At 65.2% G+C, this 16094-nt stretch carries 12 protein-coding genes; 10 read left to right on the top strand and 2 right to left on the bottom strand.

Annotated features, from left to right (window positions below):
* Positions 1 to 52: 52 nt before the first annotated feature.
* The 8 genes from ABD212_RS17445 (at position 53) to ABD212_RS17410 (ending at position 11241) form a co-directional block, all read left to right on the top strand.
* Positions 53 to 568: an SRPBCC family protein gene (locus ABD212_RS17445; protein ID WP_344097101.1), complete on the top strand. Its 516-nt coding sequence runs from the start codon at positions 53 to 55 to the stop codon at positions 566 to 568.
* Positions 569 to 686: 118 nt separating this feature from the next.
* A complete protein-coding gene (locus ABD212_RS17440) occupies positions 687 to 1121 on the top strand; it encodes a cupin domain-containing protein (protein WP_344097099.1) in 435 nt (144 codons plus the stop codon).
* Positions 1118 to 2398, top strand: a complete 1281-nt coding sequence (locus ABD212_RS17435) for a beta-ketoacyl-[acyl-carrier-protein] synthase family protein (RefSeq protein ID WP_344097096.1) — start codon at positions 1118 to 1120, stop codon at positions 2396 to 2398. Before ABD212_RS17440 ends, ABD212_RS17435 begins: the two co-directional genes overlap by 4 nt.
* Complete coding sequence (locus ABD212_RS17430) at positions 2395 to 3663, top strand: beta-ketoacyl synthase N-terminal-like domain-containing protein (protein WP_344097094.1); 1269 nt, start codon at positions 2395 to 2397, stop codon at positions 3661 to 3663. Before ABD212_RS17435 ends, ABD212_RS17430 begins: the two co-directional genes overlap by 4 nt.
* Positions 3660 to 6242: an FAD-dependent oxidoreductase gene (locus ABD212_RS17425; RefSeq protein ID WP_344097091.1), complete on the top strand. Its 2583-nt coding sequence runs from the start codon at positions 3660 to 3662 to the stop codon at positions 6240 to 6242. Before ABD212_RS17430 ends, ABD212_RS17425 begins: the two co-directional genes overlap by 4 nt.
* Positions 6239 to 6937, top strand: a complete 699-nt coding sequence (locus ABD212_RS17420; protein ID WP_344097088.1) for a TcmI family type II polyketide cyclase — start codon at positions 6239 to 6241, stop codon at positions 6935 to 6937. The genes ABD212_RS17425 and ABD212_RS17420 overlap by 4 nt, the downstream gene beginning before the upstream one ends.
* 336 nt (positions 6938 to 7273) lie before the next feature.
* On the top strand, positions 7274 to 8992 hold the full coding sequence (locus ABD212_RS17415; RefSeq protein ID WP_344097086.1) for an alkaline phosphatase family protein: 1719 nt from the start codon (positions 7274 to 7276) through the stop codon (positions 8990 to 8992).
* A 1814-nt stretch (positions 8993 to 10806) separates the two neighbouring features.
* Positions 10807 to 11241, top strand: a complete 435-nt coding sequence (locus ABD212_RS17410; protein ID WP_344097084.1) for a hypothetical protein — start codon at positions 10807 to 10809, stop codon at positions 11239 to 11241.
* A gap of 158 nt (positions 11242 to 11399) precedes the next feature.
* Here the strand turns inward: ABD212_RS17410 and ABD212_RS17405 are convergent, their stop codons facing one another.
* On the bottom strand, positions 11400 to 12173 hold the full coding sequence (locus ABD212_RS17405; RefSeq protein ID WP_344097082.1) for a LysM peptidoglycan-binding domain-containing protein: 774 nt from the start codon (positions 12171 to 12173) through the stop codon (positions 11400 to 11402).
* 383 nt (positions 12174 to 12556) lie between these two features.
* On the opposite strand from ABD212_RS17405, the gene ABD212_RS17400 reads away from it, so the two are divergent.
* Entirely contained in the window at positions 12557 to 14155 is a 1599-nt protein-coding gene (locus tag ABD212_RS17400; RefSeq protein WP_344097080.1) for a patatin-like phospholipase family protein, read from the top strand.
* A gap of 101 nt (positions 14156 to 14256) precedes the next feature.
* On the opposite strand, the gene ABD212_RS17395 is transcribed toward ABD212_RS17400, so the two are convergent.
* Positions 14257 to 14550: a hypothetical protein gene (locus ABD212_RS17395; RefSeq protein ID WP_344097078.1), complete on the bottom strand. Its 294-nt coding sequence runs from the start codon at positions 14548 to 14550 to the stop codon at positions 14257 to 14259.
* A 332-nt stretch (positions 14551 to 14882) separates the two neighbouring features.
* Here ABD212_RS17395 and galE point away from each other — a divergent pair, with 332 nt between their 5' ends.
* The gene (gene galE / locus ABD212_RS17390) at positions 14883 to 15902 is read left to right on the top strand and encodes a UDP-glucose 4-epimerase GalE (protein ID WP_344097076.1); all 1020 of its coding nucleotides are present in this window, start codon (positions 14883 to 14885) and stop codon (positions 15900 to 15902) included.
* The last annotated feature ends 192 nt before the right edge of the window (positions 15903 to 16094 follow it).

Raw genomic sequence — 16094 nt, 5'->3', positions numbered from 1 at the left:
TACGCCGATCGGAGTCTGACCGATGAGCATCGATTCGCCCAGGACGCCATCGGTGTCCCCGACCGCGGAAACGGAAGGGCACACCGACAACTCCATCGTCATCGACGCTCCGCTGGATCTGGTGTGGCAGATGACCAATGACCTCGGCAATTGGCCGACGCTGTTCACTGAGTACGCATCGGTCGACATCCTGGAGAATCGGGACGACAGCTACTTCCTGTTCCGGCTGGCCATGCATCCGGACGCCAACGGGACGGTCTGGAGTTGGGTCTCTGAGCGGACTCTCGACCCGATCGCCCACCGAGTGAATGCACGGCGGGTCGAGCCGGGCCCATTCGAGTTCATGAACATCGAGTGGACGTACCGGCACGTTGAGGGCGGAACCATGATGCGGTGGGTGCAGGACTTCCGGATGCGACCCACGGCCCCTGTCGACACCGCCGACATGACGAGCCGGATCGATGCCAACAGCAAGATCCAGATGGCCATCATCGCGCGGAAGGTACAGGCAGTCGCCACCGGATCGGTTGGGGCGCTGCCCCTCGGGCAGTCCGCACCGGTGTCATGAGCGGAGCGTCGATCCCGCCGCGTGCCCTGCCCACGCACCTGATGACCGACGCAGAATCACTGCCCCCGGCTCTGTCCATCCCGCCGCTCCTCGTATCGAACAACGCTAAGGAGTTCCGTTGACCACCAATGCGCACCCCACCTCGACAGTCAGGTGCGGCCCCACCGTGCATCGCGACCAAACCCAGCCGAATTACCGGCGCGGCGGGGATATCCGCACCCTGCTGTCACCGGCAAGTGTCGGAGCCACTGCGGCCTTCATGGGAACGCTCAGCCTCGCGCCCGGCGAGATCGTCACCGAACACTGGCACCCGTACTCCGAGGAGTTCCTGTACTGCGTTTCCGGTGACGTCTCGATCACCGTGGACGGTGACGAGCGCCGATTGGTGGCGGAGTCAGCAATCCATATTCCCGTCGGGGTGCGTCACCGCATTGTCAATGATGGCGCCCTGCCTGCTTTCTTCGTCTTCACCTGCGGTCCGCTGGCGCCGCGCCCGGAGTTGGGCCACGTCGACACCGAACCATCACCGGGATCCCTCGGCGAGGTTCGATGAGCGCCGGGAGACGGGTCGTCATCACCGGTATCGGAGTTGTCGCACCTGGCGGCGTCGGAAAGCAGGCGTTCTGGACCCTGCTGACCGAGGGTCGCACCGCCACCCGCAGGATCAGCTTCTTCGACCCGGCGCGGTTTCGATCGCAGATCGCCGCAGAAGTTGATTTCGACCCGCGGGCCTCCGGCCTGACGCCGCAGGAGATCTACCGCAACGACCGATTCATCCAGTTCGCCATGATCGCAGCAGATGAGGCAGTCGCGGACAGTGGTTTGGACCTGCGCTCGGGAGTGGGTGTGAATCACGACCGGCTCGCCATCAGCGTGGGCAGTGCAGTCGGCGCGACGATGCGGCTCGAGGACGAGTACGTCAACGTCAGCAACCATGGTCGGGACTGGCTGGTCGATCCCGCGTATGGGTCCAGGTTTCTGTACAACTCGCTGATCCCCAGTAGTGCAGCCACCGAACTCGCGGTCCGATTCCACGCGCACGGGCCGGCATCGGTCATGTCGACCGGTTGCACGTCCGGCATCGATGCCGTCGGATACGGCACGCAGCTGATCCAGGACGGCGACGCGGACATCGTCATCGCGGGGGCGAGTGACGCCCCCATCTCGCCGATCTCGGTCGCGTGTTTCGACACCATTCATGCGACGTCCGAGCGCAACGACGATCCCGAACACGCATCACGGCCATTCGACGCGACCCGTGACGGGTTCGTCATGGGCGAGGGCGGGGCGGTGCTGATCCTGGAGGAGTACGCCAGCGCTCGGGCGAGGGGCGCCCATATCTACTGCGAGATCGGCGGCTTCGCCAACAGGTGCAATGCGTTTCATATGACCGGGCTGCGGCCGGACGGCGTCGAAATGAGTGCCGCCATCGACGCCGCACTCGGCCAGGCCGAACTCGACCCGACGACGGTCGACTATGTCAACGCCCATGGTTCGGGCACAAAGCAGAACGACAGGCACGAGACCGCCGCCGTCAAGCGCAGTCTCGGCCAGCACGCCTACGACATCTCGATGAGCTCGATCAAGTCCATGGTCGGGCATTCGCTGGGTGCGATCGGCTCCATCGAGCTGGTCGCCTGCAGCCTCGCCATCGAGCACGGTGTCGTTCCGCCCACCGCCAACCTCGAGAACCGCGACCCCGAGTGCGATCTGGACTACGTTCCCAAGACCGCTCGGGACATGCCGGTGGACGTCGTCGTCTCAGTGGGCAGCGGCTTCGGCGGGTTCCAGTCGGCCATCGTGCTCGCGAAGCCCGAGGTGGCGGCATGACACGTGCGGTGGTCACCGGTATCGGCGTGATCGCGCCCAGCGGTATCGGCGCCGACCAGCACTGGAAGAGCATCCTTGCCGGTGAACTGAATGTGCGTCGCATCTCCGCCTTCGATCCGACCCGCTACGCCACCACGATTGCCGGCCAGGTCGACGGATTCGAGGTGACCGACCGGGTAGACCCGCGGCTGGTTGTGCAGACCGACCGCTGGACCTGGATGTCGCTGGCCGCAACGCAAATGGCCCTCGACGACGCCGTGTACAACCCCGCCGACCACAATCCGTATGCAACGTCAGTCTCTCTAGCAGCTGGTTCCGGCGGCAACGAGTTCGGCCAGCGTGAGATGACGGGCCTGTACACAAGAGGCCCACGAGCGGTCGGTGCCTACCAGTCCATTGCCTGGTTCTATGCGGCCAGCACCGGACAATCCTCGATCCGGCACGCCACCAAAGGCCCCGCCAGCGTGCTGGTGACCGAGGGAGCCGGCGGCCTGGACAGCCTCGGTCATGCGCGCCGGGTGGTCCGTCGGGGTACCACGGCAGTCATCGCCGGCGGAACCGAAGCCCCGCTGTCGCCGTACGCCCTGACCTGCTTGGGCACAAGTGGCCGGTTGACCACGTCGGCTGACCCACGTGCCGGTTACAAGCCGTTCGACAAGCAGGCCAACGGCTATGCACCCGGTGAGGGCGGTGCTGTGCTTCTGGTCGAGGATTTCCGCACCGCTGTGGAACGCGGAAGTCCTCAGATCTACGGGGAGATCGTCGGCTATGCCGCAACCCACGACGCGTTCGACGCCAATGCACCGGCGCCGGACGCTACGCACATGGCGCGGGCGATGAGCCTGGCGATCGCGGATGCGGGCCTGAAGGCAGATGACGTCGACCTGATCGTCGCCGATGGGGCGGGAGTAGCCCAACTGGACGCCCTGGAGGCATCCGCGCTGCGAATGGTTTTCGGCGACCGGATCAGCGCCGTACCGGTCACCGCGCCCCAGGGCTTCGTCGGTCGGCTCAACGCCGGCGGTTCGGCGCTCAGTGTGGCGACTGCGCTGCTTGCCATTCGCGACGGTGTGGCGCCTGCGGTCGGCAACCTCGACCAGCCCGATCCGGCGTACGGACTCGATCTGGTGCGCGTGCCGCGCGAACTCGACCTCGACGTCGTGTTGATCAACGCCCGCGGCTTCGGGGGATTCAACAGCTCCATGGTGCTGCGGAACATCGCCGCTGCGGATCTCGAAGGCATTGCCAAGGAGGGCTTGCCGTGACCGAGCCGGTGATCAGGACGGTGCTCCGGATGCGCGCCCGCCAGGGCCAGGAGGCGGAGTTCCAAGAGGCCTGGGCCCGCGCGGCTGCCGAGATCAGTCGCGTGCCGGGCAATGTGCGACAGGAGCTATCCCGTGATCTCGACGACTCGCGCACGTTCGTCATCACCAGCGAATGGAGCGACCGCGCCGCGGTGGATGCGTTCGGCCGCAGCGACCAGCGGGAGGCGCTGACCGCGGGATTGCGTGATCTGCGCGAGGATGCGGCCAGGAGCACCTACGAGCTGTTGAGTACCGTCCCGGCGACGAAGCCGCTGCCGATCCGCATCGATCTGACCACCAGGGTCAGCCCAGGAGAGGAGGAGGCATTCGAGCACGCATACCAGATCGTTGCGTCCCGGCTGGGGGGGACGCCAGGCCTGGTACGCGAGGAACTGCTCAAGGAGCCGGGATCGTTCGTGTACCACATCTTCGCCGAATGGGAGTCCGAGCAGGATTTCATCAACTGGGTCGAGGATCCGTCGCATGCTGACCAGAGTGGCCCGTTGGCCCGGTGGTTGTCCGTCGAATTCGCGCGGCGGGTGTTCGAGATCCGCTACCGCCCGGCTCAGCACAACCCGGCGCCGGGCGCGCCGGAATTCCCGGCCGTGCAACGCTCCTCCGCACGGCCGACCATCGCCGCGCGGGCGACGGCGCCGGCGGCGGTCGTTGCCGCTGCGCCGACGTTTGCGGTCGACGCAACGGCAACGCACTCACCCTCAGCTGGGCCGTTGCCGATGCCGGCGGCGGCTCCATCTTCGGTACCGGCGGTGGCAGCCGCCGCGACGTCAGCACGCCCCGCGGCTCACGACTCCGCGACGCGGAAAAGCAGGGGAAGCGATGTCGACGTGCTGGTGGTCGGCGGCGGGCCAGTGGGACTGACCTGTGCCATCGAGTTGGCTCGCAGGGGAATCTCCGTGCGCATCATCGACAAGCGACCGGAAGCCGCCGCGCAGGCCGACAAGGCGATCGGCATCCATTGCCGGACGATGGAGATATGGGAGGACCAGGGCGTTGTCGCGGAGGCGATCCGCGCAGGGGTCTGGTTGCACGGCCAAACGGTGTATGTGAATGGGAAACTGACCCATCAGGTCGACTGGGCCGGAATGAGCGATCTTCCCTACGCGCACCTCGGCCTGCCGCAATACGACACGGAACGCATTCTGGGCGACCGGCTCGCCTCCCTCGGAATCACCCTGGAACGCGGCGTCGAGCTGGTCTCCTTTGAGCAGGACGCGGATGAGGTGGCCGCGACGCTGAGAAGCTCTTCCGGTGCCGCGAGTGTGACGCGAGCGCAGTTCCTGGTCGGCTGCGACGGTGGACACAGCGTGGTCCGCGCGGGCCTGGGGCTGAAGTTCGAGGGCGGGCTGTCGATGTTCCCGCAGCTGTTCATGTTGGGCGACGTGCAACTCGATTGGACGATGCCGCAGGGCCATCTCCTGCGTTTCGTCCGGATCGAGGACGATGGCGACTTCACCGGGATGCTGGTCTGCGTCCCGCTGCAAGGCCCGGGGCGCTACCGCGTTGCGACCTTGGCGCCACAGCCGCTGCAGAAGACCATCGGGTCGGGGATCGTCCCGGCGGGATTCTGGCAGGAGTACACGCCCCCGAACCTCGCCGACATCCAAGCCGTGCTCGACGATCTCGCACCCGAGCCGACGACCGCCAGCAACCTGCGGTGGGCATCGACCTTCCGCATCAAGCACGGCATCGTCGACAGATACCGGGCCGGCCGCGTCTTCGTCGCCGGCGACGCAGCACACCTGCATCCACCGGCCGGTGGCCAGGGCATGAACACTGGAATCCAGGACGCTTGGAATCTGGGCTGGAAGCTCGCACTCGCCGTCCGCGGAATCGCTGCAGACAGTTTGCTCGACAGCTACGACGCCGAGCGGCGTCCGGCAGGCAAGGCGATCGTCGATCGCGCCGTCGCGCTCGCTTTCACAGACGAGATGGACATGGAGGACGAAAAAGCGCAGTTCCTGCTCGAAATGCAGATGACCATGAACTACTCCGAAAGCGCCCTGGTCGGCGAGGAAATCGGCACTGACGCGGTTCTCGGTGGCCCGGCTCCGGGCGAGCGGGCACCGGACGTGCACGGTCTGACCAGGTTCGGAGTCGGCCACCCACTTCGCCTGTTCGAAGTCACGCACGGAACGAGATCAACGCTGCTGCTCTACGCCGACGAAACAGTGAGTGAGGACGACATCATGGAATTGGAAAAGCTCGCCGCGGCGGTGTGGCGACAATCGTCGGGCGAGGTCGATGCCTATCTGATCACGAGCACGGACGCCCATGTGCCGGCGCACCTCGACGTTCCCGTTCTCCGGGACAGCGCCGGCAACTTCCGGAAAACCTATGACGGCCAGGGGCTGACGGGCTACTTGATCCGCCCCGACGGTCACGTCGGGTATCGCAGTGCGAGAGCGACGCTCACCGGAATCAACGATCACCTTCGGCACATCTTCATCGATGCCAAGCCGACTACCGGTCAATCGAGCAAGCGACCCTTCCGAGCAACCGAGGAGACAGAAGAGCCATGACTTTCCGCCCCTTCCGCAACGTGATCGTCTGCCACCTGGTTCCAGGCAGCGAGGAAAAGGTCGGTGCCGTCTTCGGCCACTACGACCAGATCACCCGACCGCAGGACCTCGGTGTCATCGGCCGGACCCTGCTGTCCCACGACGACCTCTACATCCACGTCCTTGATCGCAAGCAGGACCCGGAGGTGTCCGGCCAGCGGCGGGGGCTGCCGGCATTCCAGCAGATCGCGCAGGAGATCGGTCCGTTCGTCACGCCGTACCCGCGTTACTGGGAGAACCCGTCCCACTCGGTGGCCAAGGAGTTCTACAGGTGGGTTCCGGATGGGGATGTCCCCGCGGACCGGACACTGACCGTCATCATCCAGCGGATGAAGCACGATGCAGAGTCCGACATCGCTCGGGTGTTCTCGGATTCCGACGCCGGCCGGCTGCCGATCGAGACGGGCGTGACCGGGCGTTGGCTGTACTCGATCGACGATGTCTTCGTGCACCTGCTGGAGGAAGACAAGGCCAAGGCGGACGCCGTGCGGCAGAATCCCGAGTCGCACCGGCCGGCTTCCGCCCGCACCATGAATGACCTGAGTCCGTACCTCTCGCCGTACGGGCCGGACCACTGGAAGACCGCAAAGGACTCGGTGGCCAACGTGTTCTATCGCTGGAAGGCCGAGGACTGGACTCCCCCGGCGGACGACTGACTATTGCGATCGCCGCGGACGGTCGGGCCGCGGATGCCAGGATCGCAGTCATGCCATCGACGGTCAGCCAGTGCCAGGCGGCCCTCCCTTCGCTGCTCCCGGTGGTTTCACCGTGGCCCGCCCAGACTTGCTTTCCTCCGCGAGCGACCCCGGAATCGGTGGCCGCGAGCTCGTCGGACTGATCGGCCGCTGAGATGGCCCTGAGGAACCTGTGAGACATCTTCCCGTCGTGCATCGGACCCGAACCGTTCACCCATCCCAACCCTGCCGTTTGGCGACTCTCGCCTAAACCTGAGGGGGCGCCGCGACACGTCGACGCGAGCTCAGAGGAGGATCATGTCTCGTCATCCCATCGCCGTCGTCGGCGGAGTCGCTGCGGCTGCGCTCGTCGTCGCCGTTGCAACCGTGGCCTCGCCGGCGCAGGCGAACCCGACCGCCGCGGCGAACAGGCACGTTCTGCTCGTTTCGGTCGACGGGCTGCATCAGACCGATCTCAGCCGCTACGTGTCGACGCACCCGCACTCCGCAATGGCGGGAATGGTCGCAGGCGGTGTCGAGTACACATCGGCGAGGACATCCTTTCCGTCAGACTCCTTCCCCGGGATGCTGGCACAACTGACCGGCGCGACGCCGGGCGCGAGCGGCGTCTACTACGACGACTCCTACAACCGCACGTTCTTCGCCCCCGGAACGCTCGACTGCTCGACCGCGACACCTGGGGCGGAGATCCCCTGGACGGAGGGAATCGACCGCTCGCAGAACCCGATCACCCTCGACGCCGGCCAGGGGCTGACCGACGCGGCGCTCACAGACCTGCCGACCAACACCAAAGCCCAGACGATCGCTTCCACCGCGGCGATCACGGCCGCAGCCCTCAAGATGACCGCGACGCCTCAGACCCTGCTCAGCCCCGCCGCGCTGCCCGTCGACCCGCACAGCTGCCTGCCGGTGTATCCCAGCCAGTACCTGACCACGAACACCGTCTTCGAGGTCGCCAGGTCGCACGGGCTGCGCACTGCGTGGTCGGACAAGCACCCCGCCTACGAGATCCTCAACGGCCCGTCCGGCAGTGGCGTTCAGGACCTGTTCACCCCCGAGATCAACTCGATCGCAGACAACGCGGGCGACGACTGGACCACCGACAATGCGCTGACCCAGGTGTACGACAGCGTCAAGGTGCAGGCGATCCTGAACCAGATCGACGGGTACGACCACTCCCGCACCCACAAGGTCGGCACCCCCGCGGTCTTCGGGATGAACTTCCAGACCCTCTCGACGGCCGAGAAGCTGCCGCTGTCGGACGGTCTCGCCGGCGGCTACCTCGCCGGCGGCGCGCCGGGTCCGCTGGTCGCACGCGCCCTCGACTACGTCGACGCCCAGTTGGGTCGGATGCTCGAGCAGATCGCGCGCGATGGGATGGCCGGGCAGTTCACCGTCATCGTGTCCGCCAAGCACGGCCAGTCCCCCATCGACCAGTCCACGTTGCGGCGGGTGGACGACAGCGCGATCATCACCGCGCTGGATGCGGCGTGGACCGCCCAGCATCCCGGCGCCGCGCCGCTGGTCGCGTTCTCGCTGGACGATGACGGGATGCTTTTCTGGCTCTCCGACCGGAGCGCCCAAGCGCTCGCGTTCGCGAAGAGCTTCCTGCTGACCCACACCGCGCCCGCCAACACGGTCACCGACCCGAAGGGCACCTACTCCACCACCGTGGCATCGTCCGGTCTGACATCCGTCGCCGTCGGAGCCGCGGCGGACGCACTGTTCAGGGCGACCCCCGGAGACTCCCACGCCCCCGACCTCGTCGGCATCGCGCAGATCGGCGTCGTCTACACGGGCGGGGTGAAGAAGATCGCCGAACACGGCGGCGCCGCCCCCGCCGATCGCGATGTCGCCCTGGTCGTGGCGGGTACGAGTGTCCCCCACGGCAAGGTGATCGGCACGCCCGTGCAGACCACCCAGATCGCGCCCAGCATCCTCCGCCTCCTCGGCATCAACCCGCGGGAACTGCAGGCCGTGCGCACGCAAGGCACCGCGACCCTCCCAGGACTCTGACCACAGAGCACCCGCGATGCGCTCCGGTCATGGGGTGCAGTCCGATGCAATACTCCTCGCGTGACCCCTTGGCGGGACCGGACAATCGGCTCGGTACCAGGGAGCAGCTGAGGGCCGGAAATACCCGTTGCGTTGCGAGAACCTCGTGCTCCTCGCCTCGCGCAGTCCGATGACCGCCATGACTACGGCAAACAGGAATCCCCCGCCACCAACCATGGGGACGACGCGATCATGGCCCGGGTGCCGCATCGCGGTGCGGAACTGGTTCTCGATCAGGTAGCCGGCCGTCATGGCGGCCCCCAGTGTGCCCAGCGTGCCCGCGGCACGCCGGCTCGGTCGCATCCCGAGAACCGCGATAGCGCACGCGTGGACGGCCATCATGGGGATTGGGGCCGATAGCCCCGTCCCCAGGAACCACGAGTCCTTCGCGACGCGCCTCGGGTCACCATGCCATCGAAAGATGTCGAAGGATCGACCCTGGCGAATGGCCACGACCTGACCCGTCACGCCCACGGCAAGCTGAGCGACCGAGATGGCCAGCAACAACCCCCGACTGCGCACACGAGGACCCTACGCCGCCATGAGTGCCCGCACGGCTGAAGGATCGCGAGCAGAACCATGTAACGGCGGAGCGGGCCCGGTCCGAACGCCGAAGGTGTCCTTCAAATGTCCAGTCGGCCACTTCCTGATCCCTTCCGGAATCAGACGAAGCCCGTGTGACAGGTGAATGCGGAGCCACCTAAGGGAATCGAACCCTTTGACCTATTCATTACGAACGGGCTCCTCCGCCCGCTGTCCGGAGGCGGCTTCCGCGAGACATACGTCTCGACTCACCTGTATCCACCTGGGACTTCTGCCCCTTGATGAACTTCGATGCTACCGGACGTCTGGACTCGTCTGGGCCCGCTCTTACCCATATGTGATCAACAAAAGAACAACGAGCGGGTTCGAGCCGAGAAGCGTTGACGCCGCCCGAGAGTCCCGCGCGCATCGAGCATTTCACCGTCCGGGTTATACGGGCGCCAGAGCTGGCGCAACACCGCGGTGCGAGGTCTGTGTCGTCCCTGTTCCATCATCGACCGGCTCACCGGCGAAGGTGGCCCCTCAACCTGCGGCCACGATCAGCGTCGAGCAGACTTGCTTTGGTGGTCCGCTAGCGCCCTGTCGGGCATTGTTGTGGTGTGGCGGGCGGAACTGTGAGTGCGGCCGCGAACGCCCTACTCAGTGGCTCTCGCGGGCGACGACTGTGCCTGGAGTATGCGATGGCTCTCGACCCAGACATTCGGCAGATGGTGTTCTGGCTTGGGTACGGGGCGGGGCATGGTGTCTCGGTTGTGCTCCCACCCGGAGGACCAAGGGAGCCACCGGAGATACCGACGTACGCGCCGGCCGATCTTGTCGCCAGGCTCCAAAAACTCGACGGGGAGCTCACCGACGATCTGGCGGTGGTGGCGGCGTTGCGTGCAACGGTCGATTCCGCGCGGTGCTGGCAAGAGCCCGACGGCGAGGACGTCGTCGCGAGACTCCGCGAGGTCGCCGCAGCGTTGCACGAGGTCGCCGAGGCAATCCTGTCGTCGACCACCGCAGCCGGATGGAATGCGGCACGGGGCGTAGAGCAGTGGGCCGCAGACTGGCGCGCAGAAGGGGATACGTCGCCACTCCCGTCAGGCGCGCGAAGTGTCCTCGTGGATTGGGACCGAGCGCAACGCGACGAGGAGCGCCGTGCCGAGAGCGAACGTCCACGGGACCCGCACGCGAACTGGTCAGGCACGTGGTGGTCGGTGCCGCAAACGATCCTGAGCACGAGAGGGCGCGTGAAGGACGCACTAGAACTGGTCGAGGATTCGGCCGGATGGGACGCCGCTACCGTTATCCCGGTCCGCGGTACCGGCCGGGAACTGGAGATCAGTTCCCGCCACGACTGGGCAGAACTGTGTCGCGCGTACCCGCTCGCGGTCACGGCATCCCGTCGTCACGACTGGTTTCGGGTCACGGGACGCGATGGACGCTGGCTCATCCCGGATTGGCCGCGCATCGCCGAAGAATGGGATGCCGTCCACCTCACCACCTTCGCCTACCTCTGCGCCGCGACGACCCTCATCGCGATCGACGCGGAGTACGCCACGGTGATCGGCGGATGGGCACCAGACTCGACGCTGTGGCTCACGGATGTCGCCCGGGAGTGGGAGGGGCCGCGCCAACAGTGGGTCCGCCTATCAGGCAGCGACGAGTGGATCCGCGAAAACTGACGCCCTTCGCACTATGAGGGACCGGCTTCGGGCGTCAAGTAAGCGGGGGCGTCGGTGGCTTCGAGGTCACACTGATCCGAGGTTGCCGCGACCGAAAGGCTCCGTGGGGCCTTACGCGCACCCGCGATCGCGGCGATCTCTCGGCATGCTGACAGGGGTTACGGGAACATCTTCCGTAACAGCGTGACGTTGCTGTCGCTGATCGCCTGCCCGACGACTGCGGCGGTCGGGCCCATGACGTCCGCGAGGTAGCTGTCCCAGACATCGCGAGCAGCTACCAGGTCGCCATGGACAGCGGCGGTGCGCATCTTGCCGATCGCTTCCCGGTACGTCGCGGTCACGAACCCGCCCGGGGCGTCTCGAGGTGAGGAGTAGTCGAACCACGGCACGGACGGATCCGGGCGCAGCACGAGGACATCGCCAGGCTGGATGGCGGTCGACCCGAACCGGTGGTTGTAGGACCCGACCGTGACGTAGTCGACGCAGAACCGCTCGCCAATGCTGATCAGGGAGTCGTTTGGTTGAACGGTGTAGGTCTCGATCAGGCCATCGGCGGTGTAGCCGACCGGCCCGTCCGCGTATTCGGTTGCGCCCATGTCGGTCAGCTCACCCAGCAGCTTGCCGTAGGACGGGCTGTTGTCGGACCCGGTGATGTTGATGAAGGCGCTGGTCGTGCAGTTGCCGGGACCGCCCGCCGGGCGACTGATCCCGTCACCCAGGTAGACCGGGCCGTCCTTCTCATCGGCCGCGCGAGCCCCGGCGGCGTGCTCGTTCGTCGGGGTCGGGTCGGCCTTCGGCTCCGCCTGTGCGCGGAACATGGGCCAGGACGCCAGTTCGGTCACCGTCCCGGCGACCGCGGGCGCAGCGAGGGCAAGCAAACTCACAATGGCTACGGCGGACACCGCGGCGGTGACCTTGGCTGTGCGGTTCATCAGCGCAAGCCTCGCATGCCGTGGGGTATCGCACGAGAACTCTCCACAGATGCATTTCCAGAGCGAGAACGAGGCGACACCCGCCCCGGAGACGACCGATGAGCCACCCGCATCCGCGCCTTTCATCGGAGGCGATGAGATGTCGCACCCGGCCGCGAGGAGAGGCGGCGTGAGTGCAGTCGCACGTGTTTTCGACGATCGGGGAGAACACAATCGAGCTTTCGGACGTCGAGCGCGTCGGGCCGGCTGCGGACGGACTGACGTCGGAATCCTTGGAATTCCCCAGCCGCAATTGAGCAACCACTGGCGAGCAGCCGACGGGCCGCGCGAAATTCCGATCGGGCTGGGAGTCTCGGAGGACCTGAATTGCCCGGCCATTGCTGATGGGCAACTCGAAGCCTACTCTGTGGGATATGGGGAATGGGGTGCACGATAATGCTGTCCGCCCAGATGACTCTATCGGGGTTGCAATTTCAGGCGGTGGTCTAAGGGCGACGCTCTTCTCGCTGGGCGTCGTCCTCTACCTCGCGGACTCGAGGGCCAATCGGCGGGTCCGACTCATTTCTTCCGTGTCCGGGGGATCGATCACGAATGCAATTCTTGCGTTGCTGGGTGACTTCAGTACTGCCTCTCCTGAGCGAGTGAGGTCGGTCATCGGCCGCGCGGCGAGGAGAATTGCGAATGAAGGGACCTTCTTCTTGCCAGGTGTTGGCTATTGGGTCGGACTTACGGTGGGCTTCGTCGTCTCTATGGGGTCTTTTGTCGTAATCGATGGACTTCTCTCAGGCGAGGGAGGTTTAACGGAAGCCGTATCGCTTTGGTGGATAATCATGGTAGCGGTGCTGTCCTACGTCGTGTTCCTATTCGTGATCTTCATGCTCAGTCGCAAGGCAATCCAGATAAGCGCATATAGCGCATTTCTTGCGCACGTGTTCACGGACGAATCGCTGCGCGGGAAGGATAAGGCGGCCCGGACAAAGGAGATTCGCGGAACGCGGTTGGCAGACATTTCCGACGAGGGAGTGCAACACATCTTTTGTGCCACCGAGTTGGTCTCCGGGCGCCCGTTCTACATGTCTGCCCGACGACTGACCTCGCCCGCCTTTGGAACTTGCGAACCGGAAATTGATTTGGCACGGGTGATCTACGCGTCAGCCGCATTTCCTGCGATATTCCCCCCATTAAGCCTAGGAACGAAAAGATTGGGCCTGCGGGGTGGGGAGGAACCCGTGCGTCCCCCGAAAATCGTGTTAGCCGACGGAGGCGTATACAACAACTTGGGCACCGACTGGTTCGAGGACTCCACGCGTCCTTTGAGCATGATTCACGATTTTGGCGCCACGACACCCGTCGCGCGCAAGATCATCGTCAACGCTTCGGCTCCGCGACGCGTTCGGCGCATTCAGGGGTGGTGGCCCGCACGAAACATTCACAGTCTCATGCGGATCTTCGGTGTCATGTACGAAAACACTGTCGCACCGCGACTGGACGCTCTGAAATCAAGCGCGGACGAAGGCCAGGTCGCTGTCATCGATATCGCATTCTCGACCGGGGCGGCCGCGCGGACTCTCTGCAGTTCCCTCGACGAGGATATCAAGGAACGGGCGAAGGGGCTGGCAAAGACCCTGGGCGAAAGCAGCCTCTCGGGTTACCTCGACAAGATCGCAATTGGATCGTCTGGCACGCGCACGAAACTTAGCCGGATCGGCGAGGCTGCCACGGTTCAGCTCCTCATTCACGGGTACGTGAGCGCGCTGGTGTCATGCCACGCGATATTAGGGACGGACGTGGTCCTCCCCGAGCGTGCATGGTTCGAGGAAATGATCGTTCCGAGTAGGCGCCGGCCCGATGCGCGCAAATCTGCGGTGGTCGTGAGCGAACCGTCGACCGACCTGCCCGTGCACTCCCAGGAAGAAGCTGAGGTCGCCGCAACCGCTGCCGTCTCATCAGCGCGCCGAGGCGAAGTCGCGCAAAACGTGTAAGCGACACGCCTCTCGTCGTCAACTCATCCTCGATGTCCCGCGCATCCGCAGCCAAGTGTGAGGCGATCCCGACTTCATCACGACGAGCGGATCGCCGTTTCTCAACGCTGGGTTTGACAGATGACATCGGTGTGCGGGCCACCCTCGCGGTGCTCGTCGCGCGCGAACATCGGCGGTGGCAGGCGAGGCTCCGGGCGTAGGCCGCGGCCGCCCGCGAGAGGATGGACAATCGGGATTCGGTCTTCTGGCGAGTCCTCGTTCACCGCGGGGCTGGGCATCCCGAGATCGAAGTCTCCGGCTGAGTCGGAAAACGCATCATGCCAGGAGTCGGCTTCGGCCTTGCTGACCCCGGCGATCGTACGGAGGGACGCGATCCTCGGCTCGAGGTCGTCCATGTCGAAAGTCGCAATGGCGACATCGGGTAGTTCCGGTTGGGGAGTGGTAACCGACTCGGCCCCGGATTCATACAGCGCACGAGCCACTTCGTCGGCATCGGCGTCGTTCTCGAGCGCTACCAGAGTCCGCGTGGACATGGCGCAATGCTCGCCGCCATCCGTCGCTCTCGCAAGGGAAACGACGGATCACAGTCAGCCGTCGTACGGCGTGCGCGACATCCTCCGCGGCGGCACGCGCGCGCTTCGCGCAATCGGTCGTTGAGCTCGCCGTCTCCTTCGGTGCAGCATTTGCGCACGCTGGGTCGTTGTGATGGGCCGATTAGGCTCTGACTATGCGCGTGTTGCTTATCGGTGGTGCCGGGTACATCGGGTCTCATGTCGCGATTGCAATGGTCGAGGCGGGCCATGATGTTGTCGTGGTCGATGATCTCTCGAACTCGAATGCAGTCGCCATCGCCCGCGTGCGACAGATCACGGGTCGCGATGTGCCTCTTGTCATCATGGATGCCAGAAACGACGATGCAGTCCTTGCTGCGCTGGCCGAAGAGCCGCCGATCGACGCGATCGTGCTGCTGGCCGGGCTCAAGTCCGTCGCCGAGTCCGTTGCCGACCCCCTGCGCTACTACGACGTGAACATCGGCGCCGCGATCTCTACTCTCAAGGTCGCCGCAGCGCTGTCGATCAGGAACGTCGTGTTCTCGAGTTCTGCAACGGTCTACGGATCACCGGCCGACCTTCCAGTCAACGAGAGCAGCCCCACGAGCCTGGATCTGGCCAACCCGTACGGAAAGACGAAGCGCATCATCGAGGAGATCCTCGCGGATGCCGCCGCGGCAGACCCGACGATGAAGATCACAATCCTGCGCTATTTCAACCCTGTCGGCGCGCATACATCCGCCCTCATCGGGGAGGATCCGCAGTCAGCACCGACCAACCTGATGCCGATCGTCGCTCGCGCGGCGGCGGGGACTCTGCCATTCGTGCGCGTATTCGGCGCCGACTACGCGACCCCCGACGGCACGGGTCTGCGGGACTACATCGATGTCAACGATCTTGCACGGGGACATGTTGACGCGATCATCCATGCTCGCGAAGGATACGAAATCTTCAATCTGGGGACAGGCATCCCCGTCAGCGTGCTCGAGATGATCTCTGAGTTCGAGCGTGCGGCGGATCGATCCATCGAACGGCGCGTGGAGGCGAGGCGTCCCGGGGACGTCGCCGTGAGTGTCGCTGACCCGTCGAAGGCAGAGGCGAGATGGGGCTGGCGGGCGGAGAAGTCGATCGCGGAATCGTGTCGCTCGTACTGGGCTTGGCAAACCGCGAACCCAGCGGGGTACACGTCGGCTTAACGATCTCGATAGATTTGCGTCTCCCGTAAGGTTGCCCGCGCTGACGGTGCCGGAAATTCATGTGTCAGATTTGATTGTCCGACGTTGGGGAATGTTCGGGCTAAATCACTGGGGATCGCTGACGTCATCGTCGGCCACGCGACTTGCTTCGGCAGGTCTCAATTGCGAGTCCCGGCGATTCTTCACCGACGT

Source organism: Microbacterium deminutum (genome assembly GCF_039530205.1).
Lineage (GTDB): Bacteria > Actinomycetota > Actinomycetes > Actinomycetales > Microbacteriaceae > Microbacterium > Microbacterium deminutum.
This window is presented reverse-complemented; position numbering and strand designations above follow the sequence as displayed.